The organism is Streptomyces olivochromogenes (assembly GCF_001514115.1).
In the GTDB taxonomy this organism is placed as follows: domain Bacteria; phylum Actinomycetota; class Actinomycetes; order Streptomycetales; family Streptomycetaceae; genus Streptomyces; species Streptomyces olivochromogenes.
This window is the reverse complement of sequence record NZ_KQ948451.1, coordinates 342,161-367,926: the sequence shown is the minus strand read 5'-3', so window position 1 is coordinate 367,926 and position 25,766 is coordinate 342,161. Positions and strand designations below refer to the sequence as shown.

At 71.6% G+C, this 25,766-nt stretch carries 25 protein-coding genes and 1 pseudogene; 10 read left to right on the top strand and 16 right to left on the bottom strand.

The genetic code is table 11. The features are described from left to right. Positions 1 to 2: 2 nt before the first annotated feature. Positions 3 to 1,016 (top strand): helix-turn-helix transcriptional regulator, encoded by a 1,014-nt coding sequence (locus AQJ27_RS01740; RefSeq protein WP_067360500.1) that lies wholly within the window; start codon positions 3 to 5, stop codon positions 1,014 to 1,016. 54 nt (positions 1,017 to 1,070) lie between these two features. Here AQJ27_RS01740 and AQJ27_RS01735 read toward each other — a convergent pair whose 3' ends face one another. Beyond that, on the bottom strand, positions 1,071 to 3,500 hold the full coding sequence (locus AQJ27_RS01735; RefSeq protein WP_067360497.1) for a SpoIIE family protein phosphatase: 2,430 nt from the start codon (positions 3,498 to 3,500) through the stop codon (positions 1,071 to 1,073). A 205-nt stretch (positions 3,501 to 3,705) separates the two neighbouring features. Between AQJ27_RS01735 and AQJ27_RS01730 the strand changes: the two genes are divergently transcribed. Both AQJ27_RS01730 and AQJ27_RS01725 read left to right on the top strand, forming a co-directional pair. Beyond that, positions 3,706 to 4,464, top strand: a complete 759-nt coding sequence (locus AQJ27_RS01730; protein ID WP_067360494.1) for an IclR family transcriptional regulator — start codon at positions 3,706 to 3,708, stop codon at positions 4,462 to 4,464. Positions 4,465 to 4,562: 98 nt separating this feature from the next. Beyond that, positions 4,563 to 5,717, top strand: a pseudogene (locus tag AQJ27_RS01725) (PP2C family protein-serine/threonine phosphatase); the annotation flags it as partial. Between the two features lie 445 nt (positions 5,718 to 6,162). Here the strand turns inward: AQJ27_RS01725 and AQJ27_RS01720 are convergent. The 10 genes from AQJ27_RS01720 to paaN all read right to left on the bottom strand — a co-directional run bounded on the left by AQJ27_RS01720 (position 6,163) and on the right by paaN (position 16,047). After that, the gene (locus AQJ27_RS01720) at positions 6,163 to 7,044 is read right to left on the bottom strand and encodes a CAP domain-containing protein (protein WP_067360492.1); all 882 of its coding nucleotides are present in this window, start codon (positions 7,042 to 7,044) and stop codon (positions 6,163 to 6,165) included. Positions 7,045 to 7,499: 455 nt separating this feature from the next. Then, on the bottom strand, positions 7,500 to 8,618 hold the full coding sequence (gene paaE / locus AQJ27_RS01715) for a 1,2-phenylacetyl-CoA epoxidase subunit PaaE (protein WP_067360488.1): 1,119 nt from the start codon (positions 8,616 to 8,618) through the stop codon (positions 7,500 to 7,502). Next, positions 8,618 to 9,136, bottom strand: coding sequence for a 1,2-phenylacetyl-CoA epoxidase subunit PaaD (paaD, locus tag AQJ27_RS01710; RefSeq protein WP_067360485.1), 519 nt, complete (start codon positions 9,134 to 9,136; stop codon positions 8,618 to 8,620). Before paaD ends, paaE begins: the two co-directional genes overlap by 1 nt. Next, positions 9,130 to 9,957, bottom strand: coding sequence for a 1,2-phenylacetyl-CoA epoxidase subunit PaaC (paaC, locus tag AQJ27_RS01705; protein WP_067360482.1), 828 nt, complete (start codon positions 9,955 to 9,957; stop codon positions 9,130 to 9,132). Before paaC ends, paaD begins: the two co-directional genes overlap by 7 nt. A 10-nt stretch (positions 9,958 to 9,967) precedes the next feature. After that, positions 9,968 to 10,270, bottom strand: a complete 303-nt coding sequence (paaB, locus tag AQJ27_RS01700) for a 1,2-phenylacetyl-CoA epoxidase subunit PaaB (RefSeq protein WP_067360480.1) — start codon at positions 10,268 to 10,270, stop codon at positions 9,968 to 9,970. Then, entirely contained in the window at positions 10,267 to 11,265 is a 999-nt protein-coding gene (gene paaA / locus AQJ27_RS01695) for a 1,2-phenylacetyl-CoA epoxidase subunit PaaA (protein ID WP_067360477.1), read from the bottom strand. The genes paaB and paaA overlap by 4 nt, the downstream gene beginning before the upstream one ends. 184 nt (positions 11,266 to 11,449) lie before the next feature. Beyond that, complete coding sequence (locus AQJ27_RS01690; RefSeq protein WP_067360474.1) at positions 11,450 to 12,325, bottom strand: 3-hydroxyacyl-CoA dehydrogenase family protein; 876 nt, start codon at positions 12,323 to 12,325, stop codon at positions 11,450 to 11,452. After that, a complete protein-coding gene (locus tag AQJ27_RS01685; protein WP_425275178.1) occupies positions 12,322 to 13,068 on the bottom strand; it encodes an enoyl-CoA hydratase/isomerase family protein in 747 nt (248 codons plus the stop codon). Before AQJ27_RS01685 ends, AQJ27_RS01690 begins: the two co-directional genes overlap by 4 nt. Before the next feature lie 38 nt (positions 13,069 to 13,106). Continuing rightward, a complete protein-coding gene (locus AQJ27_RS01680) occupies positions 13,107 to 14,330 on the bottom strand; it encodes a thiolase family protein (RefSeq protein ID WP_067360467.1) in 1,224 nt (407 codons plus the stop codon). Next, positions 14,323 to 16,047: a phenylacetic acid degradation protein PaaN gene (paaN, locus tag AQJ27_RS01675; RefSeq protein WP_067360464.1), complete on the bottom strand. Its 1,725-nt coding sequence runs from the start codon at positions 16,045 to 16,047 to the stop codon at positions 14,323 to 14,325. The genes AQJ27_RS01680 and paaN overlap by 8 nt, the downstream gene beginning before the upstream one ends. A 147-nt stretch (positions 16,048 to 16,194) precedes the next feature. Between paaN and paaI the strand changes: the two genes are divergently transcribed. Together paaI and paaK are read left to right on the top strand one after the other, a co-directional pair. Next, positions 16,195 to 16,584, top strand: coding sequence for a hydroxyphenylacetyl-CoA thioesterase PaaI (gene paaI, locus AQJ27_RS01670; RefSeq protein WP_067360462.1), 390 nt, complete (start codon positions 16,195 to 16,197; stop codon positions 16,582 to 16,584). After that, entirely contained in the window at positions 16,581 to 17,936 is a 1,356-nt protein-coding gene (paaK, locus tag AQJ27_RS01665; protein WP_067360459.1) for a phenylacetate--CoA ligase PaaK, read from the top strand. Before paaI ends, paaK begins: the two co-directional genes overlap by 4 nt. Before the next feature lie 76 nt (positions 17,937 to 18,012). Here paaK and AQJ27_RS01660 read toward each other — a convergent pair whose 3' ends face one another. Together AQJ27_RS01660 and AQJ27_RS01655 are read right to left on the bottom strand one after the other, a co-directional pair. Then, a complete protein-coding gene (locus tag AQJ27_RS01660; protein WP_067360456.1) occupies positions 18,013 to 19,185 on the bottom strand; it encodes a S1 family peptidase in 1,173 nt (390 codons plus the stop codon). Positions 19,186 to 19,356: 171 nt separating this feature from the next. Further along, positions 19,357 to 19,980, bottom strand: a complete 624-nt coding sequence (locus tag AQJ27_RS01655) for a TetR/AcrR family transcriptional regulator (RefSeq protein ID WP_067360453.1) — start codon at positions 19,978 to 19,980, stop codon at positions 19,357 to 19,359. Positions 19,981 to 20,129: 149 nt separating this feature from the next. Between AQJ27_RS01655 and AQJ27_RS01650 the strand changes: the two genes are divergently transcribed. From AQJ27_RS01650 to AQJ27_RS01640, 3 genes are all read left to right on the top strand, one after another. After that, positions 20,130 to 21,161 carry a medium chain dehydrogenase/reductase family protein gene (locus AQJ27_RS01650; protein WP_067360450.1) on the top strand — a complete coding sequence of 344 codons (1,032 nt, stop codon included), beginning with the start codon at positions 20,130 to 20,132 and terminating at the stop codon, positions 21,159 to 21,161. Between the two features lie 71 nt (positions 21,162 to 21,232). Continuing rightward, the gene (locus tag AQJ27_RS01645) at positions 21,233 to 21,823 is read left to right on the top strand and encodes an ester cyclase (RefSeq protein ID WP_201264234.1); all 591 of its coding nucleotides are present in this window, start codon (positions 21,233 to 21,235) and stop codon (positions 21,821 to 21,823) included. Positions 21,824 to 22,095: 272 nt separating this feature from the next. Next, positions 22,096 to 23,286 (top strand): PP2C family protein-serine/threonine phosphatase, encoded by a 1,191-nt coding sequence (locus tag AQJ27_RS01640; RefSeq protein WP_235613415.1) that lies wholly within the window; start codon positions 22,096 to 22,098, stop codon positions 23,284 to 23,286. Positions 23,287 to 23,296: 10 nt separating this feature from the next. On the opposite strand, the gene AQJ27_RS01635 is transcribed toward AQJ27_RS01640, so the two are convergent. The 3 genes from AQJ27_RS01635 to AQJ27_RS01625 all read right to left on the bottom strand — a co-directional run bounded on the left by AQJ27_RS01635 (position 23,297) and on the right by AQJ27_RS01625 (position 24,646). Next, entirely contained in the window at positions 23,297 to 23,557 is a 261-nt protein-coding gene (locus AQJ27_RS01635; RefSeq protein ID WP_067360447.1) for a hypothetical protein, read from the bottom strand. Continuing rightward, positions 23,544 to 23,810 (bottom strand): DUF6400 family protein, encoded by a 267-nt coding sequence (locus tag AQJ27_RS01630; protein WP_067360444.1) that lies wholly within the window; start codon positions 23,808 to 23,810, stop codon positions 23,544 to 23,546. Before AQJ27_RS01630 ends, AQJ27_RS01635 begins: the two co-directional genes overlap by 14 nt. A gap of 131 nt (positions 23,811 to 23,941) precedes the next feature. Next, entirely contained in the window at positions 23,942 to 24,646 is a 705-nt protein-coding gene (locus tag AQJ27_RS01625) for a GAF and ANTAR domain-containing protein (RefSeq protein WP_067360441.1), read from the bottom strand. A 258-nt stretch (positions 24,647 to 24,904) separates the two neighbouring features. Here AQJ27_RS01625 and AQJ27_RS01620 point away from each other — a divergent pair, with 258 nt between their 5' ends. Continuing rightward, a complete protein-coding gene (locus tag AQJ27_RS01620) occupies positions 24,905 to 25,165 on the top strand; it encodes a WhiB family transcriptional regulator (protein WP_054232519.1) in 261 nt (86 codons plus the stop codon). A 112-nt stretch (positions 25,166 to 25,277) separates the two neighbouring features. Beyond that, positions 25,278 to 25,712 (top strand): ATP-binding protein, encoded by a 435-nt coding sequence (locus AQJ27_RS01615; RefSeq protein WP_067360438.1) that lies wholly within the window; start codon positions 25,278 to 25,280, stop codon positions 25,710 to 25,712. Positions 25,713 to 25,766: the final 54 nt, after the last annotated feature.

Below are 25,766 nucleotides of genomic sequence, written 5' to 3'. Positions count from 1 at the left end.
GCATGCCCAGGCCCACAGCTCGCGTGCTCTCCCTGCTGGAGCTCCTGCAGTCGGGCGGCATCAGGACCGCCGCCGAACTCGCCGAGCGGCTCGACGTCGACGAACGCACCGTGCGCCGGTACGTGGACCACCTGGTCGACCTCGACGTGCCCGTCGAATCGGTGCGCGGCCGCTACGGCGGGTACCGGCTCGCCCCCGGCCACCGCATGCCTCCGCTCATGCTCGGCGACGACGAAGCGCTGGCCGTGCTGCTCGGCCTGATCGCCGGGCGCCGCGCCGGGATGCCGACGACCACGGGCACCGCCCATGAGACGGCCACGGCCAAGATCCGGCGGGTCCTGCCCAAGCGCCTCGCCCGAAGGCTCGACGCCGTGCTCGACTCCCTCGCCTTCACTACTCCGCCCGACGCGACAGCCGCACCCGAGAGCGCCGTCCTGCTCTCGATCGCCGACGCGATCCGCCATCGCCGGCCGATCTCGATCCGGTACACCGCCGGAGACGGCCGGCACAGCGCCCGCACGGTGCACCCCTACGGGCTCGTCGTCCACTCGGGCCGGTGGTACGTGACCGGTGCGCAGCCCGAGAGCGGTGAGGACCGCACGTTCCGGCTCGACCGCATCACGGACGCGAGGTCCCTGCCCGGCTCCTTCGAGCCGCCCGCGGGACTCGATCCGGCGCGGCGCGTTGTGTCGGGGTTCGCCGAGGCTCCGTACCGGCACGAAGTGATCCTGTGGATCCGGGGGACGGCCGAGCAGATCCGCGTCCGGCTCCCGGCAAGCGTCGCGGTCGTGGAGGAGCCGCGGGCAGCGGGCCGGGCGGACGGTGATTCCGAGCTCTGGTCGCGTGTCCGGTTGCGTGTGGAACGGCTCGACTGGTTGCCTCCGGTGCTCGCGTCGCTCGATCGGCCCTTCGTGATCGAGCGACCCGACGAGCTCCGCGATCTCGTCGTCGCGCTCGCCGACCGGCTCGTGAACTCCGCCCGGCGACGCCCGCCCGACGTACGACCGGTGCCGTGAGCCCGCCACCACCGCCACGGTCGGCGCCGGTGCCGGCGCGGGGTCGTTCCGGTGTCAGGCGGGCAATGGCTGTTCGGCCCAGATGGTCTTGCCTGTGGGGGTCTGGCGACTGCCCCACCGCTCGGCGACCTGGGCAACCAGCAGCAGCCCGCGCCCACCCTCGTCGAAGATCCGGGCTCGGCGCAGGTGCGGGGCGGTGCTGCTGCCGTCGGAGACCTCGCAGATGAGCGTGGAGTCGCGGATGAGGCGTAGCCGGATCGGCGCCTCGCCGTAGCGGATGGCGTTGGTGACCAGTTCGCTGACGATCAGTTCGGTGGCGAACGCCGTTTCGTCCAGCCCCCACGCGGCCACCTGTTCGCCCGCCACCTTGCGGGCCCCGGCGACGGCCGCTGGATCCCGCGGCAGGTACCAGGTCCGCATCTGCCCGGGGTCGAGCGCGGAGGTGCGGGCCAGGAGCAGGACGATGTCGTCGGCGGGACGGCTGGTCAATGCGGTGCTCAGCACCTGGTCACAGGTCTCCTCCAGCGTGTCGGCCGGACTGCTGAGCGCCTGGCGCAGCAGTTCGAGCCCGACGCCGATGTCCCGGTCGGCGGCCTCGACCAGGCCGTCGGTGTAGAGAGCGAGCAGGCTTCCCTCGCCGAGCTCCACCTCGGTGGACTCGTACGGCAGGCCGCCGAGGCCGAGCGGCGGCCCGGCGGGCAGGTCCAGAAACCGCACGGTGCCGTCCGCGGTGACCAGGGCGGGCGGCGGGTGCCCGGCGCGGGCCAGGGTGCAGCGGCGGGACGCCGGGTCGTACACGGCGTACAGGCAGGTGGCCCCGACCTCACCCGACGTCTCCTCCGCCCGTCCACGCGCCTCCGGACCCTCTTCCCGGTCGAGCCTGATGACGAGGTCGTCGAGCTGGGTGAGCAACTCGTCGGGGGCGAGATCGACGTCCGCGAGAGTCCGTACGGCGGTCCGCAGGCGCCCCATCGTGGCCGAGGCCTGGATGCCGTGCCCCACCACATCGCCCACGACCAGGGCGACCCGCGCGCCGGACAGCTGGATCACGTCGAGCCAGTCCCCTCCGACGTCGGCTCCGGAACCGGCCGGGAGGTAACGGTAGGCGACCTCCACCGCTGTGAGAGCCGGTGGCCGCTCGGGCAGCAGACTGCGTTGCAGTGCCAGTGCCGTGCGGCGTTCACGGGTGTAGCGGCGGGCGTTGTCCACGCTCACCGCGGCCCTGGCGACGATCTCCTCCGCGAGCACCAGGTCGTCCTCGCCGAAGGACTCCGGCGTCCGGTGCCGCAGGAAGTGCACCATGCCCAGGGTCACGCCCCGGGCCCGCAGCGGGACCATCATCACCGAGTGGATCATGTACTTGCCCACGGTCTCGGCACGGGCCGGGGATGATTCGACCCACGCCCGCAGCGCCGGATCGTCCGACCGGTGCCGGGTGCCCCGGCCGCTGACCAGCGTCAGCACCGGCAGCGAATCCGCCGGGTAGAGACTCGTGCCGCCCGAGGCGACCACCGACTCCGGGCATCCCTCCAGCACCGATCGCTGCGCGGCGCGGCGGACCATGACCGACTCGCCGGGCGGCACCGACCGGGGCTCCTCGCCCTGCGCCACGGATTCCAGCAGGTCCACGGTGACGAAGTCCGCGAACCCGGTCACAGCCACCTCGGCCAGCTCTTCGGCCGTTCGGGTCACATCCAGGGTGCTGCCGATGCGGAGGCTCGCGTCGTTGAGCACGGCCAGGCGCTGTCGGGCCCAGTACTGCTCGGTGGTGTCGAACACGGTCGCCGACAGCCCGTGCACCGTGCCGTCCTCGTCCTTCAACGGCGACAGGAACATCGACCACGCGTGCTCCCGCGTCTCGCCGGGAGCCTGGCCGTGCTGCTCATGGAAGATCATCTCTCCGGTGCGCAGCACCTCCCGCTGGAGGCGGTCGTACTCGTCGAAGGGCCAGCTCGGCTCGATCTCCCACAGCGTCAGGCCCCGCATCTCCTCCTCGGTCCTGCCCATCACCCGCGTCATGACCTCGTTGGCGGCCACGAGCCGCGCATCGAGGTCATAGACCGCCACCGGCAGCGGGAGCTGCGCCAGCGTGCGGCCCCACATCGCGGCCGCGTTCGGGTCGGACGGTCCGGCAGGGTTCGTCAGCGCCGCGCCGGTCACCAGCCAGAGCCTCCGGCGCGCCGCGTCCACCAGCGGCACTCCCCGCAGCCGCACCACGACACGACCCCCCTCCCGGTGCCGAAGGGCCACCTCGGTGGCCCACTGGCGCCCGTCGGCGATGTGGCGCCGCGCCGAGGCGGGCAGGTCGGCGGCGAGCAGGTCGGTGGCGTGGCGGCCCACGATCTCTTCGGGTTCGTAGCCGAGCAGCTGCGTGGCTCCGGCACTCCAGACCATGACCGACCCCCGGGCGTCGACCACGACCGCGGAGTCCTCCGGTACGGGCGTCGGCACGTTTCCTCGGGATGCGACGTGCTCGCTGTCCATGGGTTCTTACCCTCGTCCTCGCCTCGGCGGAGTCCGGAGGCGCGCCCCGAGGAAACCGGGCGCACATCGCGGGCGTCGTCTCCAGCCTCCCGCGGCGCCGTTCCGCCCTCAAGCCAGGGCATCGGCCGTACGCCCGTTCCGTGCGCGGAGTCGGGTGGGGCGGTGCCGCCTTGCTCGCGCGGCCTGACCGGCGCACTCTGGTCGTATGGGTGTTCGTGACGGCCCCACGCTGATCACGTCCGTGCAGCGGGCGTTTCGTCTCCTTGAGGCGGTGGGCGCGCACGAGAACGGTGTGCCGGCGAAGCATCTCGCGCGGGAGACGGGGCTGCCCCTGGCCACGGCGTACCACCTGCTGCGGACGATGGTGCACGACGGCTATGTGCGGAAGCTGGACGACGGCGGGTTCGTGCTGGGGGACAAGGTGCAGTCGCTGCACAGTTCGGGGCGCGGGCAGGCGTTGCTGGGCCGGGTGCGTCCCACGCTGGCGGCGTTGCGGGACGAGATAGCGGCTGCCGCGTATCTCACCTTCTACGAGGACGGTGAGATCCGGGTCGCGGAGATCGTCGACAGTCCCCGGGCACCGCGGGTGGATCTGTGGGTGGGGATGGAGGACGCGGGGCACGCGACCGCGCTGGGCAAGTGTGTGCTGCGGGAGCTGGACGACGAGTCGCGCGAGGACTACCTCTCGCGGCATCCCCTGGCGGATCTCACGCCGCGGACGATCACGAGTCCGTTGGAACTGTTGCGGCGGCTGGACTCCTCGCCGATGGCTCCGGCCGTCACGGATCTGGAGGAGTACTCGCTGGGGACGGTGTGTGTCGCGGTGCCGGTGTACAGCGGGGAGACACTCGGCTCGCTCGGCGTCTCGCTGCCGGTGAACCGGCTCTCTCGGCTCGAGGAGGCTCTGGAGCGGTTGACGCCGACCGCGAACCGCGTGACCAGAAGCCTCTCGCTCACTATCTGAAATCCCTGTCCTTGTCGCGTCCGGCCCGAACCCGTTTCCTGGATGAAACAGACATTTCCGGAGTGCGGGTGGCGCACGGTGAGGACTGCGGACGAAACATGAGTCAGGCCCGAGACCATGGCGACGCCCCCTGGCCGATAGGGCTGTTCAGGAACCGCGTGGCCGGTCCCGGGTCATCGGCCCGGACGCGTGCCGCCGCACACCTGGCCGCCGGTACACCCGTGCTGTCCGTGCTGATCGTTCTCGTCGTCGTGCTCGTCGACCTCCTCGGCGGAGCAGGCATGATCTGGCTCTCCCTGCTCGTGGCCGGGCCCGCGCTGGCCGCCACCACCAGCGGGCCGCGCGGGGTCTTCTGCGTGGGTCTGCTCGCCGCGGTGCTGGGTGCCGCGCTCGGCGTGCGGGACGGTGTGCCGGGCCGCGAACTGGTGGCCGTGCTGTCCGCGCTGGCGGCCGTCACTCTCGCCAGTGGCCTGTCGGGCGCGTTGCGGGGGCGTCGTGAGCGGGTGCTCGCGGCCGTCCGCTCGGTCGCGGAGGCCGCCCAGCACGCGCTGCTCAGGCCGGTACCGGCGACGGTCGGGCCGTTTCAGGTGGCGGTCCGCTACAGCGCGGCGGCGGCGGAGGCCCGTATCGGCGGGGATCTCTACGCGCTGGTGCCCACTCCGTACGGCGTCAGGCTGATCGTCGGGGATGTGCGCGGCAAGGGGCTGCCGGCCGTGAGCACCGCCGCACTCGTCCTGGGTGTCTTCCAGGAGGCCGCCTACGACGAGCCCGATCTCCTCGCCGTCGTCGCCAGGATCGAGCGGAGCCTGGCGCGCAACCTCGGTACCGACGACTTCGTCACCGCCGTTGTGGCCGGATACCCGCAGGCAGGGCATCTGGAGGTGGTGAACTGCGGGCACGCGCCGCCGCTGCTGGTGCGTGCGGCCGGGGGTGTCGTGCCGGTGGATCCCATCCACCCCGCCCCGCCGCTCGGGCTGAGCGCGCTCACGGGCGAGACTCCCAGCCTCCAGGTGCTGCCCTTCGCCGACGGGGATCAGTTGCTGCTCTACACCGACGGGGTCACCGAGGCCCGCAACCACCACCGTGAGTTCTACCCGCTGGCCGAGGGGCTGGCGCGCCACCTGTGCGACGAGCCGGCGCGCACTCTCACCGCGCTGCACGACGAACTGCTGGCGCATGTGGGCGGCCGACTGCACGACGACGCGGCGCTGCTCCTGCTCCACAAGCCGGCGGTTGCCGACCCGGCAGTTCCCGACCCGGCAGTTCCCGACCCTGCGGTTGCCGACCCGGCGGTTCAGGGCCCGGCGGTTCAAGAGTCTGTGGTTGCTGACCTGGAGGTTGTCGGCTCGGCGGTTCAAGAGTCTGTGGTTGCTGACCTGGAGGTTGTCGGCTCGGCGGTTCAAGACTCTGCGGTTGCCGACCCGGCAGTTCCCGACGCGGTGGTTCTCGACCCGGTGGTTCTCGACTCGGAAGTCGCCGACCCGGCCCTTCCTTACCCGGGCGTTCCGTACTCGGCCGTTCCCGAACCGGTGGCCGAGACCGGTCGCGACGGCTGCCCCGGCTCCGTCCCGCCCCGGGGCAGCCGGATCCGGTTCGCCGAGCGGGCCGGCGAACCGGCGGACCCGGGTGTTCCGCTCGGCTTCTTCACGCCGTGCGGCCGCAACGGAGGAGGCTGACGAAGGCGCCGCGAGGCGTAGGTCAACGGGCCGCGCCGAAGTCCTGCGTCCAGTAGCTGCCGGGCTGCGCGAGACCTACGCCGATCTCCTTGAAGTCACAGTCCAGGATGTTGCGCTTGTGGCCGGGACTGGACATCCAGCCCGCCATGACCGCCTCGGGGGTGGAGTATCCGAACGCGACGTTCTCGCCGTACGCACTCCAGGTGTAGCCGGCGGTCGTGATGCGTTGACCGGGATCCGAACCGTCGGAGCCCGTGTGCGACATGTTCTGGTGGCTCGCCATGTCCGCGCTGTGATCCTGGGCGGCCTTCGAGAGCTTCGCGTTCAGGGTCAGCGGGGAGCAGCCGACCTTGCCGCGCTCACTGTTGACCAGGGCCACGACACGAGTCACGGCGGCGGATGCCGGGGCCGTCGTGGCCGCGGTGCTCGGGGACGCGCTGGCGGTGGACTCGGGTGCGGCGGGTGCCGTCGAGGCGGGTGCCTCGGGTGCGGCGGGTGCCGTCGAAGCGGGCGCCTCGGGTGTGGCGGGTGCCGTCGAAGCGGGCGCCTCCGGTGCGGCGGGAGTCGCGGAGGCGGGTGCCTCGGACGCGGCGGGCTCCGTAGCGACCGGCGCTTCGGGCGCGGAGGGTGCGGCGGGCGCGGTGGTGGCCTGCGAAGTCGGCTGGGGGTGCGCGGTCCACCCGCCGCCCTTCCGCCGCTCCTTCAGGGACGCGCGCTCCTGCAGGGACGCGTTCTGCCAGTTCTGCCAGTTCTTCCAGCTCTGCCGCTGACCGGAGGATTTGGCGTCCGTGGTGCTCTGGTCGTTCATGCACGCCATGGCGGCGGTCGGTACTGCAAGCGCGCTCAGCACGACGGCAGCGATGGTGATCTGCCGGCGGTGCGTCTTCCTGCGGTGCTTGCTCATGCGGGCCTCGCTCGGTCGTCGCGGGGGCGCCACCGGTGGGCTGGCTCCGCACGGGGACTGTGCCTGAGCTGTGGTGACGCCGTTTGGGCCGCCATTGTTAAAACCTGCGTGAGTAAGCGGCAACGAGCGCGACTACTACCCGGCCTCGTAGACCCCGAACGTCCTTGAATCGGGCGCATGGGTGTGCAGACCCGGCTGACCGGAGCGCGGCATGACCTGACGAGCCGTCAGGAGGCTTCATGTGTCCGGAGGGCGACGTGTCGCGGCCGTGTTGGGCATATGCCAAAGGAACATGCGTGTGTATGTCGGATTGCGGGTGGCAAGTCTGGCTATATCGCCCAGGCGCCATGTACTACCGCACCACGTTGATACGGGAACTCGGCGTGACGGATGTCACGCCGAGCTGCCGCAACCATTCCCGAGGATGGAGATGGCGATGGTGATGGACGACCGCGTCAGCTGTCGTAGTCGACGGCGAGCGTCTCCGTGACCGGGAACGACTGGCAGGTAAGGACATACCCCGCGTCGACCTCGGCGGGTTCGAGGGCGAAGTTGCGGCGCATGTCGGCCTTGCCGTCGGTGACCAGGGCCCGGCAGGTGCCGCACACGCCGCCCTTGCAGGCGAAGGGCAGGTCGGGGCGGGTCTTCTGAGCGCCGTCGAGGATGCTCCGGCCGCGGGGCAGGGCGGCGGTCGTGGAGCGGCCGTCGAGCGTGATGGTGACCTCGCTGACCGGGCCCACGGTGGCCGCGTCCTGGTGGTGCACCTCCCGCACGGGCTCGTCGTCGGCGTAGAACAGCTCCTGGTGGACCCGGTCGGCCGGCACGTCCAGCCCGGCCAGCACCTGCTGGGCGTCGCGGACCATGCCGTGCGGGCCGCACAGCCACCAGTGGTCCGCGCCCGCCACGTCGACCAGTGAGCCGACGAGCGCCGACAGCCGCTCGGCGTCCAGCCGGCCGGAGAGCACCTCGGCCTCGCGGGGCTCACGGGAGAGGACGTGGGCGAGCTGGAACCGGGCCGGGTAGAGGTCCTTCAGGTCGGCCAGCTCGTCGGCGAACATCACGGTGTCGGTGCGCCGGTTGCCGTAGAAGAGGGTGACCGTCGAGCGGGAGTCCGCGGCCAGCACCGACTCGGCGATGGACAGCATGGGGGTGATCCCGGAGCCCGCGGCGATCAGCACATGGTGGCCGGGGGTGGCGAGGTCGGGCGTGAAGGCGCCGGTCGGTGCCATGACCTCGACCGTGTCTCCGGGGCGCACCTCCCGCACCAGCCAGGCGGAGAACAGACCGCCCGGCACCACCCGCACCCCGATGCGCGGCACCGATCCGGCCGGCGAGCAGATGGAGTACGAGCGGCGCTCGTCACGGCCGTCGATCTCGCGCCGCAGGGTGAGCGACTGCCCAGGAGCGAAGGCGAACTCCTCGGCCAGCTCCGCCGGGATGTCGAAGCTGACCGCGGCCGCGTCCTCGCACAGGGGCTGCACGGCGGCGACCCGCAGGGAGTGGAAGGCCGGCCGACGGCGGGTACGCGGGCGTACCGCCGGGGCGGGGGCGGCCGACTCCATCAGGTCGTCCATCAGATCTCCTTGACGTACTCGAACGGTTCCAGGCAGGCGCGGCAGCGCCAGAGCGCCTTGCAGGACGTGGCGGCGAAGCGGGACGTCTCCTCCGTGTCCGCCGAGCCGCAGCGCGGGCAGGGCACGGCGGCCCGCCGGGTGGTGGTCAGCACGAGCGGCACCGGACCGGCCGGGTGCCGGGGCGCGGCGCCGGGCGGGGCGATCCCGTGTTCGGTGAGCTTGCGGCGGCCCGCCGGGGTGATCCAGTCGCTGGTCCACGGCGGGTCGAGGACGGTACGGATCTCGACGCGCTCGTACCCGGCGGCGGCAAGCCGCGCGGCCACGTCGGCGCGCATCTCCGCCATCGCCGGGCAGCCCGAGTAGGTCGGCGTCAGGCTCGCGACGACCGTGCCGTCGGGGGCGAGCGACACCTCGCGCAGCACGCCCAGGTCGGCGAGGGTGAGCATGGGCAGCTCGGGGTCGGGCACCTGTTCGGCGATGTGCCGGGCCCGTCGCACGTCGGTCAGTACGCTCACCATGTCGCCTCCGGGTGGGCGCGGGCCACGCTCTGCAACTCGGCCAGCAGCGGCGTCAGATGCTCGGTGTGCTCGCCCGCGCGTCCGCAGCCGGGCAGCGGCCGGTACACGGGCATGGGCAGTCCGCCCGCCTCGGTCACCTGGCGCAGCACGGCGACGACCTCGTCCCGTACGTCGTAGGCCGTGAACAGCTCGCCCAGGTACGGGGCGACCCGCTCCAGCGCCGTACGCATCCTGCGGTGGGACTCCGCCGTACCGTCGCCGAGCCGCACGGCCCATTCGGCCGCGTACTGGCGGTGGTAGGTCAGTTCCTTGACGCCCTTCGCGGCGATGGCGGAGAGCACCGGGTCGGGGTGCGCGGCGAGCCGCTCGAAGTGTGCGAGCCGCCAGCTGGACAGTGCCAGGAGCCGCACGACGGAGAACGCGAAGTCCCCGTTGGGAAGTTCGGCCAGGCGTACGTTGCGGAAGTCGTCGGCGTCGCGGAAGTAGGCGTAGGCGTCCTCGTCGCGGCCTGTGCCGTCCACCTGGCCGGCGCGCGCGTAGAGCAGGCGGGCCTGGCCGAGCAGGTCGAGGCCGATGTTGGCGAGCGCCACCTCCTCCTCCAGCTCGGGGGCACGGGTGGTCCACTCGGCCAGTCGCTGGGCGGACACGAGCGCGTCGTCGGCGAGCGCGACGCAGGAGGCCGCCAGCTCTGCGGCGTCCAGCCCGTCCGGCACGGTGGTGTCGACCCCGTGCAGGGGGTCCTCGAAGCCGGTGCCGTACGCCCAGCGGGTGTCGTCCTCGTGTCCCTCGGCGAGGGTCAGGTAGACGTGGTCGTCACTCATGCCCTGCTCCTCAGATGTGCGGGACGTCGTCGGGGATGTCGTAGAAGGTCGGATGGCGGTAGACCTTGTCGGCGCTCGGCGCGAAGAACGGGTCCTTCTCGTCGCGGGTGGAGGCGGCGATGTGCTCCGAGCGCACCACCCAGATGCTCACGCCCTCGTTGCGACGCGTGTACAGGTCACGGGCGTGGGTCAGGGCCATCGCGTCGTCGGCGGCGTGCAGCGAGCCGACGTGTACGTGGTTCAGTCCGCGCTTGCCCCGTACGAACACCTCGTACAGCGGCCAGCCGTCCTTCTTGCCGTCGATGTCGTTCATGCCGCCGTTTCCTTCCGGGCTCGCTCGCTCTGCTTGGCCGCGTGGGCGGTGGCCGCCTCGCGGACCCAGGCGCCCTCCTCGTGGGCCGTCCGCCGCCGGGAGATCCGCTCGGCGTTGCACGGTCCGTCGCCCTTGATGACCCGCATCAGCTCGTCCCAGTCCGGGGTGCCGAAGTCGTGGTGTCCGCGCTCCTCGTTCCAGCGCAGCTCGGGGTCGGGCAGGACGACGCCCAGCTTCTCGGCCTGCGGCACGGTCATGTCCACGAAGCGTCGGCGCAGTTCGTCGTTGCTGTGGCGCTTGATCTTCCAGGCCATGGACTGGGCCGAGTTGGGGGAGTTGTCGTCGGGCGGCCCGAACATCATCAGCGACGGCCACCACCAGCGGTCCACCGCGTCCTGCACCATCGCCCGCTGGGCGTCGGTGCCGCGCATCATGGTCAGCAACAGCTCGTACCCCTGGCGCTGGTGGAACGACTCCTCCTTGCAGACCCGCACCATGGCGCGCGCGTACGGACCGTACGAACTCCTGCACAGCGGCACCTGGTTGCAGATCGCGGCGCCGTCGACGAACCAGCCGATCACGCCGACGTCGGCGAAGCTCAGGGTGGGGTAGTTGAAGATCGACGAGTACTTCTGCCGGCCCTCGATGAGCCGCTCGGTGAGGTCGGCCCGGTCCGCGCCCAGGGTCTCGGCCGCCGAGTACAGATACAGCCCGTGCCCGGCCTCGTCCTGGACCTTCGCGAACAGGATGGCCTTGCGGCGCAGCGACGGCGCGCGGGTGATCCACTCGCCCTCCGGCTGCATGCCGATGATCTCCGAGTGCGCGTGCTGCGCGATCTGCCGGATCAGCGTCTTGCGGTAGCCGTCGGGCATCCAGTCGCGCGGCTCGACCCGCTGGTCACGCGCGACGGTCGCGTCGAACTGCTCCTGGAGCCGCTCTTCGGCCGCCGGCCCGACGCCGTCGGCGCCGGTGGCGGCGGAGTGTGTCGTGGTCATCGATACCAGCTTCCCTACCGACCATTCGTTCGGTTCCAGTGTGACGGGTTTCTTCCGGACGGGCAAGACTTTCGTGCGGCCGGGCACGACCTTCGTCCGGCCGGGCCGGGCCCGGGGTCGAGGCACGAGACCAGAACCCGGGACCGGGGCGTGGGGTCCGGGGCCGAGGCGCCGCCGGGGGTGCTCAGGGCCAGGCGTAGAAACCCTGCCCCGTCTTCCGCCCCAGCTCGCCGCGCGCGACCTTGTCACGCAGCAGCCGCGGCGGCGCGAAGCGCTCCCCGAGCGTGGCGTGCAGGTGCTCGGCGATGGCGAGTCGTACGTCCAGTCCGACCAGGTCGGTCAGGCGCAGCGGGCCCATGGGGTGCTTGTAGCCGAGGCTCATGGCGTCGTCGATGGCCTCCGGCCCTGCGACCCCCTCCTCGACCATGCGGATCGCCTCGAGGCCCAGCGCCACGCCGAGGCGGCTGCTGGCGAACCCGGGGGAGTCCTTGACGACGACGTCCTTCTTGCCGAGGGCGTGCGTCCAGGCCAGCGCCAGCCGTACGGTCGCGTCCTCGGTCTCCGGGGCGACGACGATCTCGATCAGCTCGGAGGCCGGTACCGGATTGAAGAAGTGCATGCCGAGGAAGCGCCCGGGGCGGGCGAGAGCCGACGCGAGGTCGGTGACCGACAGGGAGCTGGTGTTGCTGGCCAGGACGGTCGCCGGACTCAGGGCCCGCTCGGCGGCGGCGAGCAGCCGGGCCTTGAGCGAGGCGTCCTCGGGGACGGCCTCGACGACGAGATCGGACGTGCGCGGCAGCTCGTCGACCGAGCCGACGACGGAGACCCGGCCGAGTACGTCCTCGGCGGGCGCGTCGAGCCTGCCGCGCTCGGCGGCCCGCGTCAGCCCGGCGGCGACCCGGTCCAGCGCGGCGGCCGCGGCGTGCTCGCCGCTCTCCACGACGGTCACGGACGAGCCCGCGGCCGCGAACGACTGGGCGATACCGGCGCCCATCCGGCCGCCGCCGATCACGCCCACGACGGAGGGTGCGGACGCGGTGCCGGTGACGGCGGTGTTCATACGCTGCTCCTCTTCTCCAGGAAGCGAGTCATCCGCTCCCGCTTGTCCTGTCCCTCGAACAGCACGGCCTGCGCCAGGTCGTCGGCGACCGGATGGGCGCCCGGCGAGTCGACCACGAGCTTGGTCAGACGCAGGGCCGCGGCCGAGGAGCGGGCCATCCGGTCCAGCAGCGCGTGCGCCTCGTCGAGGAGCCGGTCGGCCGGTACGACATCGATGACCAGCCCGGCCGCCAGCGCCGCCCGCGCGTCCAGGTTCCGTCCGGCGAGCAGCACCTGCTTGGCCACCGACTCGCCGACCAGCTCGGGCAGCCGCCAGCAGGCTCCCGCTGCGGCGAGGATGCCGAGCCCCGGCTCGGGGTTGCCGAACACCGCGTCCGGTCCCGCGATGCGCAGATCGCAGGCGTACGAGAGTTCGGCGCCGCCGCCCAGCGCCCAGCCGTCGACGGCGGCGAGGGTCGGCATGGGCAGTCTGCGCACCCGCTCGAACAGGCGGCTGTTGATGCCCTGGAGGGCTTCGTCGCGGCCGCGTCGCAGCAGCTCCGCGATGTCGGCGCCGCCCGCGAAGACACCGCCGTGCCCGGTCAGCAGCAGGAACCTCGGGTCACGTTCCAGCAGCTCGCACACGGCGTGCAGTTCGCGGATCATCAGCCCGCTGATGGCGTTGCGGGCCTCGGGGCGGTGCAGGGTGACGACGACCCGGTCGTCGCGCTCCTCGACCAGCAACGTCTCGTACGTGCCGCTCACAAGCGCTCCTCGACCGGCGGGGGACTCGTCCGCGGCGCTCATACGCGCTCCACGAGCATCGCGACGCCCTGGCCGACACCCACGCACAGCGTGGCCAGGCCCCGGCGGGCGTCCTCGCGCTCCAGCCGGCCGATCAGCGTGAGCAGGATGCGGGTGCCGGAGCAGCCGAGGGGATGGCCGAGCGCGATCGCACCGCCGTCGGCGTTGACCTTCTCCTCGTCGAGCTTCAACCGCCGCATCACCGCGAGTGCCTGCGCGGCGAAGGCCTCGTTCAGCTCGACCGCGTCCAGGTCCCCGCTCTCCAGGCCGGCCCGGGCAAGGGCCTTCTCGGCGGCGGGGACGGGGCCGAGCCCCATCAGATTGGGCTGTACGCCGGCCGAGGCGGCGGTGATGATCCGGGCGCGCGGGGTGAGCCCGTACCGCTCGACGGCCGCCGCGCTCGCCACCACCAGCGCGGCGGCGCCGTCGGACAGCGGCGAGGAGGAACCGGCCGTGACGATGCCGTCCGGCCGGAAGATGGTCCGCAGGGTGCCGAGCTTCTCCAGGGTCGTGCCGGGGCGCGGCCCCTCGTCGCGTGTGACCTCGCCGTCCTTCACCCGCACCGGCACGATCTCGCGGTCGAAGCGGCCGGCCTCCTGCGCGGCCACCGCCCGCTGGTGGCTGCGCAGCGCGAAGGCGTCCGAGTCGGCGCGGGTGATGCCGTCGAGCGCGGCGACCTCTTCGGCGGTCTCCCCCATCGACAGGGTCACCTTGGCCGTCTCGGGACCCGCGCCCGCCGGTACGGCCCGGTCGGTGGCCGTGAAACGCGGGTTGGTGAAGCGCCAGCCCAGCGAGGTGTCGTGCACCTCGCCCGGCTTGGCCCACGGGGTGCCGGGCTTGGCCATCACCCAGGGCGCGCGGGTCATCGACTCGACACCGCCGGCGACGACGAGGTCGGCCTCCCCGGACCGGATCGCCTGGGCCGCGTTCGCGACCGCCGTCAGCCCGGACGCGCACAGCCGGTTGACGGTGTAACCGGGCACGGTGTGCGGGAGGCCGGCGAGCAGCACGGCCATGCGGGCCACGTCCCGGTTGTCCTCACCGGCCTGGTTGGCCGCGCCGAGGATGACCTCGTCCACGGCCTCGCCCGGGATCCCACTGCGCCGCACCGCCTCGCCGACGACCAGGGCCGCCAGGTCGTCCGGCCGTACGGAGGCCAGCGCGCCCCCGTACCGGCCCTGCGGGGTGCGGGCACCGTCGATCAGAAAGACCTCGTCAGGCATCTGCGGACTCCTCGGTGTGTTCCTCGGCGGTGGCGGGCCGACGCGACTGGAGCGTGGCGAAACGGCCGGTGACGAAGGCGGGGTCGGAGAGGGTGGCGCTGGCCGCCGGGTTGGCGGCGCTGCCGTGGAAGTCGCTGAAGGCGGCGGACTGGTTCACGAAGACGCCGCCGGTGAGGTTCTCCGACAGGTGCACTCCCGCGTCGAGGGCCGCCAGCTCGGTGGCGGCGAGCACGTCCTCGTCGGTGGAGTGGACGGCGGCGGTCAGTGCGCCGTGCGCGCGCACGGTCTCCCGGAAGATCCGCAGACTGTGCTCGGTGGAGTCGGTGGCGATCACGAAGGAGATCGGCCCGAACCACTCGCGCGTGTAGGTCTCCCGGTCGGCTTCCGCGTCCAGCCGGGCCACCAGCGGCGTACGGACGACCGCGTCCGAGTGCTCGGGGTGCTCGACCGGTGCGGACGCCCGCGCCGTACGACCGAGCCCGGCCGCTTCCTCCAGTCGCTCCCGCACCCCGTCGTTGACGATCGCCCCGAGTGTGCCGGCCGCGCGGGCGGGGTCGCCGAGCAGTTTGTCGAGCGCCGCGGCGAGGTCGGCGGCGAACGCGTCGGCGGTTTTCACGCCCTGGTCGGTGGCGAAGCCTTCGCGGGGGACGAGGAGGTTCTGCGGGGTGGTGCACATCTGCCCGCTGTAGAGGGACAGCGAGAAGGCCAGGTTGCCCAGCAGCCCGTGGTAGTCGTCCGTCGAATCCAGGACGACGGTGTTCAGGCCCGCCTTCTCCGTGTACACGGCGGCCTGGCGGGCGTGGGTCTCCAGCCAGTCGCCGAAGGCGGTGGAGCCGGTGAAGTCGATGATCCGTACGTCCGGGTGGAGGGCGTACACCGCGGCCGTACGTTCCTCGGCGCTCTCCGCCGCGAGGATCACCAGGTTCGGGTCGAAACCGGCCTCGGTCAGCACCTCGCGCGCGATCCGCACGGTGATCGCCAGGGGCAGGACGGCGCCCGGGTGCGGCTTGACGACGACCGGGTTGCCGGTGACCAGACTGGCGAACAGACCGGGGTAGCCGTTCCAGGTCGGGAAGGTGTTGCAGGCGATCAGCAGCGCCACCCCGCGTCCGACCGGCGTGAACTTCTTCTCCATCAGCAGCGGGCCGCCCTTGCGCTGCGGCTTGCTCCAGCGGGCCGCCTCCGGGTGGCGCTTCTGCTCCGCCCAGGCGTACGCCACCGCCTCAAGACCGCGGTCCTGAGCGTGCGGTCCGCCCGCCTGGAACGCCATCACGAAGGCCTGGCCGGTGGTGTGCTGCACGGCGTGCGCGATCTCGAAACTCGCGGCGTTCAGCCGGGCCAGGATCTCCGCCGCCGCACCGGCCCGGGCGTCGGGGCCCGCGGCACGCCAGGGGCCGGTGGCGGCCTGCGCGGCGGCCACGGCCTCGTCCGGCGTGAGGCGGGGGTAGGTGACACCGAGCGGGAAGCCGTACGGGGAGGTCTCCGTGGCGGATGTCGTGCCGCTCGCCGGGTGACCGGGCAGTTCGAAGTGACCGCCCAGCCGCTCATGGAAGGCCGCTTCCCCGGTCTTCGCCGCGTCCTCCCCGTACACCGACTTGCTGGGCGACTCCGGATACGGGGTCCAGTGGCCGCGACTCGCGGTGGCGGCGACCGCCTGCTCCAGCAGGGCGCGGTGACGGGCGAAGAAGTCCGGACGCTCGGGGAGGTTCTGGGGCATGCGTTCCACCTCTTGACAGGCAGTGGTGATGCTGGATTACTAGGCCGTGCCGCACGCTAACCGAATGTTCGGTCGGGACACAAGGTGGTGAAAAAGGTGACGCAGGCCACAGGAGCGACATCGGCCGGGGCGACGCCCGCCGAGGCGATGTTCGCCGCGGACGAGGCGTCCCGGGCGCTGGGCATCGAGCTTCTCGAGCAGGGCGAAGGGACCGCCGTGCTCCGGATGACCTTGACGCCGGCGATGGTGAACGGACACGGGATCGCCCACGGCGGCTATCTCTTCCTGCTCGCCGACACCGCCTTCGCCTGCGCCTGCAACAGCCACGGGCCCGTGACCGTCGCGGCCGGGGCCGACATCGACTTCGTCGCCCCGGCGTACGAGGGTGATGTCCTGGTGGCCACGGCACGGGAGCGCACCCGGTTCGGCCGCAGCGGCATCTACGACGTGAGCGTGCTGCGCGGCGACGAGGTGATCGCGGAGTTCCGCGGACGCAGCCGCAGTATCAGAGGCACGACGACGAAGGAGTCGCGATGAACACCGCAGCGACGGCCGGCGCGGCCACGGGACCCCGCCCGGCCCGCCTGGGAGAGCCGCTTCCCGAGGATCTGCTGGACGAGGGCGAGCGCCTCACCCGCGAACAGCTGAGGGAGCTCCAACTCGACCGGCTGCGGGCGACGTTGCGGCACGCGTACGCCAATGTGGACCTGTACCGCAGGAAGTTCGACGAGGCCGGGATCAAGCCCGACGACTGCCGCTCCCTGGAGGACCTGTCGCGGTTCCCCTTCACCACCAAGGCGGATCTGCGGGAGACGTACCCCTTCGGCATGTTCGCGGTCCCGATGGCGGACGTGCGGCGCATCCACGCCTCCAGCGGCACCACGGGCCGCCCCACGGTCGTCGGATACACCGAGAACGACCTCTCCATGTGGGCCGACATGATCGCCCGATCCATCCGTGCGGCCGGCGGCCGTCGCGGGCACAAGGTGCACATCTCCTACGGCTACGGCCTGTTCACCGGTGGCCTGGGCGCGCACTACGGCGCAGAGCGCGCCGGCTGTACGGTGATCCCCGCCTCCGGCGGCATGACGGCCCGCCAGGTGCAGATCATCCAGGACTTCGAGCCCGAGATCATCATGGTCACCCCGTCCTACATGCTCACCCTGCTCGACGAGTTCGAGCGGCAGGGCGTCGACCCCCGCACGACCTCCCTCAAGGTGGGCATCTTCGGGGCCGAGCCGTGGACGGAGGCGATGCGCCGTGAGATCGAGGAGCGCATGGACATCCACGCGGTCGACATCTACGGCCTGTCCGAGGTGATCGGCCCGGGGGTGGCGCAGGAGTGCGTCGAGACCAAGGACGGACTGCATGTGTGGGAGGACCACTTCTACCCCGAGGTGGTCGACCCGTTCACCGGCGCCGTGCTGCCCGAGGGCGAGGAGGGCGAGGTGGTCTTCACCTCCCTCACCAAGGAGGCCCTGCCGATCATCCGTTACCGCACCCGCGACCTGTCCCGGCTGCTGCCCGGCACCGCCCGGCCCGCCTTCCGCCGCATCGAGAAGATCACCGGCCGCTCCGACGACATGATCATCCTGCGCGGTGTGAACGTCTTCCCGAGTCAGATCGAGGAGATCGTCCTGCGCACACCCGCAGTCGCCCCGCACTTCCAGGTGCAGCTGACCCGGCGCGGCCGGATGGACCACATGACGGTCCGCGTCGAGGCGCGTCCCGGGACCGGGGCCGAGCAGCGGGAGGCGGCCGCGAAGACGATCGCCCAGGGCGTCAAGGACGGCGTGGGTGTCACCGTCGAGGTGGCGATCGTCGACCCGGAGACCCTGGAGCGCTCGCTGGGCAAGCTCCGCCGGGTGAAGGACCTCCGTCAGCAGTGACGTGCCGGTCACCGCGTGAGCGCCTCTCTCCGACCGCGGGCCGAGCGGGGAACGCTCGGCCCGCGGCCCGTGGCGGTCAGGCGGTGACGAGGGTGAGTCCGTACGTACTGAGGATCTCGTTCACGGGCTGGAACCAGGTCTGGCCGCCGCTCGTGCAGTTGCCCCAGCCGCCCGAGGTCACGCCCTGGGCCTGGTCCCCGGTGATGAACGAGCCGCCGGAGTCGCCGGGTTCGGCGCAGACGCTGGTGCCGGTCAGGCCGTAGACGGATCCCTGGCTGTAGTTGACGGTCTCGTTCTGGGTGAGCACGGTGCCACAGTGCCAGTGGGTGGTGGAGCCGGAGCGGCAGATGGACGAGCCGACGGGGGCCACGGCCGAGCCGCGGACCAGTACGTCGCTGACGGTGCCCCAGCCGAGCACCACCGGTACGGTCCACCAGCCGTTGCCGATCCGGATGTACGAGTAGTCGTTGCCCGGGAACGACGATCCGGCGAAGGTGCCCATCGCCGAGCCGTCCCAGCCGGCCACGGAGCTGCCGGCCGAGCCGCAGTGTCCGGCGCTCACGAAGCCGCCCACCACGGAGAAGCCTATGGAGCAACGGGTGTTGCCGTTGATGTAGTACGGGTCGCCGCCGACGGTGCCCGCGGAGAACGTGCGCGGCGTCTGCGCGGCTGCGGAGGTGTGGACCGTGAGCAGACCTGCCTCGCGCGCGGGTGCCAGGAACTCCGTGACCGCGGCGCTGTGTTCCGCGCCCTTGCGGACCTCGGCCACCAGGCTGCTGGTGCGGGGGTCGACATGCCAACTGCGGACGGCTGTGGGGGCGCCGTCCGACGTGGCGTTGTCGTCGAGGGCGGCCTTGGCCGCGTCCAGCGTCCGGGCGCTGTGCGCGACCCGTACGACCGTGGCGCCGGTGGCTCGTACGGCGTCGGCCGCCGCGGTGCCCGTGTCGGTGACTCCGACGACGAGGGTGCCGTGCGCCGCGTCGTACCAGGACCCGCCGAACGTCCGCCCCGCCGCTCGTTCGGCCCGCGGCGCGAGCTCGGCGGCGGCGGTTTCACGCTCGCCCCTGGTGCGGGCCTGCGACGCGGTGAGGCCGAGGTCCCGCTGCATGGCGGTGACCAGGCCGGGGGAGAGGGGGCGGGAACTGGACGGTTGTGCTGTCGCCGTGTCGACGGGCAACAGCCCCAGAGTGCACGTGCCGAGGGCCAACAGGACGGACAGGCCCCAGCGAAGACGCGTAACACGTCGCATGGGTGAACCCCTTCCATTCTCAACTGCCGGAGAAGGTATGGACCTTTGGGGTTCAGTGTTGGAAGTGTGTTGCGTGCATGTCAATGGTGTCGATGTGGAACGGGCTCGTCCACATCCTGACCGCTTCCGGGATCGACGTCGTGGTCGGGCCGATGGCGGTGATCACCGCGATCAATGCCCTCGGTGTGGGTCTCGTCGGCGCGGTGGCAGGTCGTCCAGTTCGGCGGCGAACATCAGGGCGGGGTCGACATCCATCCCGGTGAAGTGGCCGGCGAGTTCCAGGGACAGCAGCCCGTGCAGCCGGGTCCAGAAGGTCAGGGCCCGGCGCAGGGCCTCGGGGCCGTCCGGGGGCGACGCGGCGTAGGCGTCGAGCAGGGTCGTCATGATCTCTGAGGCGATCCCGGAGACGTCGTCGGGCGCGTGGTAGCCGGGGACGGGCGTGCCGTAGACGAGGAAGTACCGCTGGGGGTCGTCCAGGGCCCACCCGCGCAGGGCGTGAGCCAGAGCGGCGGCCGGAGCGGCTGGATCGGTGCCGGACTCGGAGGCCGCGGTCGCGTGGAAGGTGTCGGCGAGGCTTCGGTACGCCTCCCTGACGAGCTCGGTGATCAGCTCGTCGCGTCCGGCGCAATACCGGTAGAGCGCGGGTCCGCTCATGCCCATCTGTTTGGCGATCGCGTTGAGGGAGAGCGCGGAAGCCCCCGCCGTGGCGATCTGCTCCCATGCGCGTTCCCTGATCTCCGCACGTATGTGGGCGCGGTAGCGCTCGCGCGGGGTCTGCGTGCCCGTGTCGGCCATGGCCTGCCGCCTTTCCGCAGTCGCGAAGATAGAGGCTCAAGATGTAGTTAGAAGGTATCACTAAACTTCTTGACTCTCCCTTTCGTGTTGCGTTATAACTTCTAACGAACGCAAAAGTGAGTAACCAACGCGGAGCGCAGGAGGTCGTCATGAACGCCGAAGGACTCGTCGAGGTCGTACTGCCGGGCAAGGTGGAGCCGGAAGGGCTGGAGATCCGGCACGGAGCCGTGCCCGCCGCGGGCCCCGGCCAGGTCGTGATCCGGATGGAGGCGACCGGGGTCTCCTTCGCGGAGCAGCAGATGCGCCGCGGCCGGTACTACGACCAGCCGGCGTTCCCGTTCGTGCCCGGATACGACCTGGTCGGCACCGTCCTCACGACCGGCGAGGGTGTCGAGCCCGCTCTCGCCGGCACCCGGGTCGCCGCGCTGCTCAAGGTCGGCGGCTGGGCGAGCCACGTGCTCGTCGACGCGGCGGACGTGGTGCCGGTGCCCGACGGGATCGGCGCGGCGGAGGCGGAGACCGTGGTGGTCAACGGCATCACCGCCTGGCAGATGCTGCACCGCAAGGCACACGTCCGCGCGGGGCAGACCATCCTGGTCCACGGTGCCAACGGCGGCGTCGGCTCGGTCCTGGTCCAGCTCGCCCAGGCCGCGGACGTGAAGGTGATCGGCACGGCGTCGGCGCGTCACCACGACGCGCTGCGGGAGCGGGGCGTCATCCCCGTCGACTACCGCACCGAGGACGTGGCCGCACGGGTCCGCGAGCTCGCCCCCGGCGGGGTGGACGCCGTCTTCGACCACGTCGGCGGCCGCAGCGCGATCGACTCCTGGCACCTCCTCGCGCCCGGCGGCACGCTCGTCTCGTACGGCAGCGCCTCCACCCGGGACGACGAGGGCTCCAAGCAGTGGCCCGTGCTCAAGCTGCTCGGCCGGGTGTGGCTGTGGAACGCGCTGCCCAACCGTCGCCGCGCCTACTTCTTCAACGTCTGGGCCGGGCGGGCGCTGGCCAAGAACCGCTTCCGGGCCCAGCTGCGCGCCGACCTCACCCAGGTCTTCGGAGCCCTCCAGCGCGGTGACGTCACCCCCCAGATCGCCGCCCAACTGCCCCTCACCCGCGTCGCCGACGCCCTGCGACTGGCCGAGTCCGGCACCGTCGCCGGGAAGGTCGTGCTGAACCCGTAGCAGGTCCTTCCGTAGCCGCCGATCGCACACCTTCCCCAGCCAGCCCCTTACCCGAGACGCGAGGAACCGTCATGACCGCCACCCCCACCACCCCCACCACCCCGAGGCGCCACCGGGCGCGGCTGCTCGTCCCCGCGGCGATCGCCGTCCTCGCCTTCACCGCCACGACGGCCGCCGCGGACACCTCACCGACAACCGGGGCCGAGCGGACGGCCACGACCACCCACGACCACCGGGCAGCCGAGCGGAAGCCGAAGGCGATGCTCGACGCGTGGCTGCGGCTCTGGAACGGCGATCTCGCCCAGGCCCCGGGCATCATCTCTCCCGGCTTCCGGGTCCACGCCGCCCTCCTCGACGGCGGTGACGGCAGCTCCATCCGGGGCGTCGACGGCCTGGTGGCCTGGATCGGCCAGACCCGCGCGGCATTCCGCGACCTGCGCTTCACCATCGAGGTCCCCCCGCTGGTCGACGGCCGCTACGCATCGGTGCGCTGGACGGCCACCGGCACCTACGCCGGCGGCTTCCCCGGCGCCAAGGCCCAGCCGGGGACCGTGGTCAGCTTCACCGGCACCGACACACTCCGCATGCGGGACGGCAAGTTCGCGGAGTACTGGGTCAACTCCGACACCCTGAGCCTGCTCACCCAGCTCCAGGCACTCTGAAGCACGCCCCCCTGTGGCAGGGGCGGTGACGGGTGTGTCGCCGGCACGGTCCGGTGCCTGACATGCCGTTGAGTGGAGCAATGACCGGTACGCCGTGCCGAGTCCCAGCAGGCTGGGCGTCTTGCCGAAACCGTGTGCCAGGAGTTCCGTGTGAACAGGCTGCATCAAACGAGCCGTCAGTCGTGTCGTCCGCTCGCGGGCGCGCTCTCGGTGCACCCCCCTGCCTCGCTGGTGTCCGAGCTCCCGCCCCTCGCACAGCGTCGCGGGACACCGTGAGGTGGCGGCGCCGCGGCGCGGAGGCGGAGAGCGCCACGCCGCACCCGAACAGCACGGGCCGCTCGCTGCCGGCACCGCCCACGTGGATGCGCTGGCTCCCCCTCTTCTACGTCGTGGCCGTCCTGTTGATCGAGCCCATCACGCCCGTGGACTGGCCGGTGAGCTTCCTGCTGATCGCCCTCCCGTTGGTGGCCGCCTTCGCCCACGGCCCCGTGATGGTCGTCTGCGTCACCGTCTTCGCCATCGTGTTCGAAGGGGTTCTGGCCGGTACCCCGTGCTGTGCCGGACGTTCCGTCGGCTACCAGTGGGACCGCCACTACGTGGCCGCCTACTTCTGCACCGCTCTCATCGGCACCCTGGGAACGATCCTGGCCGTCAGCCGGACGCGACGGGAGCGCACGCTGGCCACCGTGCGCTTCGTGGCCGAGATCGCCCAGCGCGTCCTGCTCAGGCCCGTTCCGCACCGCGTCGGTGACATCCTGGTGGAGAGCTTCTACCTCTCCGCCGACGCGGAGGCACGCGTCGGAGGCGATCTCTACGAGGCGGTGCCCACGACGCACGGCCTGCGCCTCGTGATCGGCGACGTCCGGGGCAAGGGTCTGTTCGCCGTGGAGACCGCCGCCGCCCTGCTCGGCGCCTTCCGGGAAGCCGCCCACGACGAACCCGACCTCGCCGCCCTGGCGGGCCGGGTGGAGACCAGTATGAGCCGCCGAGCCGCCGACTACGCCAGCAGCGACATGGCCGAGCGCTTCGTCACCGCGGTCTTCGCGGAAATCGTGACCCCCGACCGTGTCGTGCGGATCGTCAACTGCGGCCACCCGCCCCCTCTGCTCATCAGCGCCGCCGAAGTCACCGAACTGGAGACGGACCAGTCCTCACCGCCCCTCAACCTCGGCGTGCTCGTCGGCGAGCCCTACCGCGCCGAGGAACATTCCTTTCGGCCGGGCGATCAGCTCCTGCTGTACACCGACGGCGTCACCGAGACACGCGACGAGGACGGCGCCTTCTACCCGCTCGTCCAGCGCATCCGCTCCTGGGGCGTTCTCCCGCCCCGGGAACTCCTCGACCGGCTCCACCACGATCTGCTCGCCTACAGCGACAACCGTCTCAACGACGACACGGCCGCACTCGTCGCCTGCTACATCCCCGACGAACCGCGGGCACCCACCGACCCCCACGCGCTCTGAGCCGGAGCGATCAGCGAGGATCCGGGCGGCCGCTCGTGATCCGGTTCCACAGGGAGCGGGTGGCACCGAAGCCGCTCTCGTGGACCCACACGTGCGTGCACGACGGGCACTGAAGGTGGAGCAGGCTGCCGGTGTTGGAGAGCAGATAGCGCCAGTGGTCGGAGCAGGTACGCCGTTGCTCGCACGATGCGCAGCCGCGACTGTCGTTGCAGTTCGGGCAGCTCACCCAGGCACGGCGCCCGCGGTCCGCCTGCGGGTCAAGCGGCAGCATGGCCGCCTCCGCGCGGGGGCAGCACACCGGCCGCGACCAGGTCGTCGTACAGGCGTTGCTGCTCCTCGTCGAGACCGGAGTACAGCAGGTCGTACGCGGCCTCCTCGCCGCGCATGACCTCCATCGGGTCCCAGTCGGGGCCGAGGGCGGCCAGGACCTGGGCCTGTCGGTGCACCTCCTGCGCGGTCAGGTCGACGGAGAAGTCGACCAGCGCGGGGGTGCCGTCGGGAGGCGGGGAGTTATGTGGGGCCATGAGACGAAACTTAGGTATGCCTTCTTTGCCGGGGCAAGAGGGGGTGGCCGAAGTCACAGCAGGTCGGCGGCTGTTTCGCGGTCTTTGGCGGGTCGCTCGTTCCGGATCGCCGCCCGTTGCGCCAGGAGCGGTCAGCTGGGCTTTTCGCCGGTTTCGCAGATGCGGCGGGCGATCTCGCGCAGTTTGATGTTGTGGTCCTGGGACGCCTTCTTGAGCAGCTTGAACGCCGAGTCCTCGGTCAGCGCGTAGCGCTCCATGAGGATGCCCATGGCCTCGCCGATCTCGTGACGGGTCTCCAGGGCGTCACCGAGCTGCTGATGCGTACGGGCCGCGGAGAAGGCCACGGCCGCGTGCGAGGCGAGGATCCAGCCGGCCCGCTGAGCGGCCTCGTCGAAGGTGTGCGGCCGGCGGGAGTACAGGTTGAGGGCCCCGAGCTCGTCGTCCTCGGTGAACAGGAGGAAGCCCATCACGCTCCCCATGCCCAGCCTTCTCAGCTCGGGGGCGAAGTGGGACCAGCGCTCATGCGGGCGGCTCAAGTCCTCGATGGTGTAGATCTGCTGACGGTCGGTCACGGCGTCGAAGCACGGGCCTTCCCGCAGATCCTGCTGGATCCGGTCCGCACGTCGCACCACGTCGCTCGTCGCCGCCAGAGGACGCACCTCGCCCCGCCGCACGGTGAGGATGCCGGCGTCGTCGCAACCGTTGATCAGAACCGACGCATGCTCCACGACACGGTCCAGCGTGCCCTGGACCGTGTCCTGGGCCAGCAGATCCCGCGCCATTTCCGCCAGGGCGACGGCGAACTGCTCCCAGACCTCGCCGGGCTCGTGCGACATGTGCCACCTGCTTGTTCGTCGAAGCGCCGCCGACGCTCATCCGCGATCCCATCTTGCCACTCGGGCGTCCCCGCCGCGCCGGACGGGCGTGCGGGGGCGCCGTGCCCGTACACGGCTGTCCGCGCCGTTCCTCGTTCAAACCGTGCGGTCCCCACGAAACCGGCTGTTTCGCAGGTGCGATCAAGGGTGACCCGAAGGAGGACCGAAGTCCCACCAACAACAGATCGCGCAAGACCATCGCGATCACAGGAGGCCCCCATGAACGACTGGCGCGAGTCCGCGGCCTGCCGGAGCGTCGACCCCGACCTGTTCTTCCCCATCGGCAGCACAGGCCCCGCGCTGCCGCAGGTCGAGGAGGCGAAGGCCGTCTGCCGACACTGCCCCGTCCGTGAGGAGTGCCTGAGCTGGGCGCTCGACACGGGGCAGACCATCGGTGTCTGGGGTGGTACGAGCGAGACCGAACGACGCGCGCTGAGGCGGCGTACGGTCGCCCGCAGGTCCCGGGACACCGGATCGTAGGGACGCGGTCGCGAAGGGTGGACGACGCCCGCGCGGTGCGAGGACACCCTGTGCGAAGGCGCGTGGGGCGATGACGAGCAAGACATCCCGCCGACGAGACCGGGGAGGCGCGATGGAAAGCGACCCGAACGGGGACGAGAAGGTGCCGGGTGACGAGCCCCCGGGCCTCACCAGCACCTTTCCCGGACAGCTGCGCAACGTGACCGACGCCCGCCTCGTGGCGGACGACTATCTGTGCGAACTCGCGCGGACCTCACCGCCCGGAGCGGCCGAGCACTGGGACGACATCCTGCTGGTGGTGACGGAGCTGGCGGCCAACACGGTCCAGTACGCTCCCGGCCCCTTCGAACTCCGGATCCGCCCCACCTTCGACGGCGTGCATGTCACGCTCCGCGACAGCAGCCCGACGCCGCCCGCGCCCCGCCGCGTCGACCCGGCGCACGGCGCGGGCGGGATCGGCTGGCACCTCGTCCACGCGCTCTGCCACCAGGTGAGCGTCGTGGTGCGGCCCGACGGCAAGGATGTGCACGCCTTCCTGCCCTGGTGAGCGCTTCTTCGCCGCCGGCAGGTGTCGGTTCGCGCGACCGGGGCACACGGGACT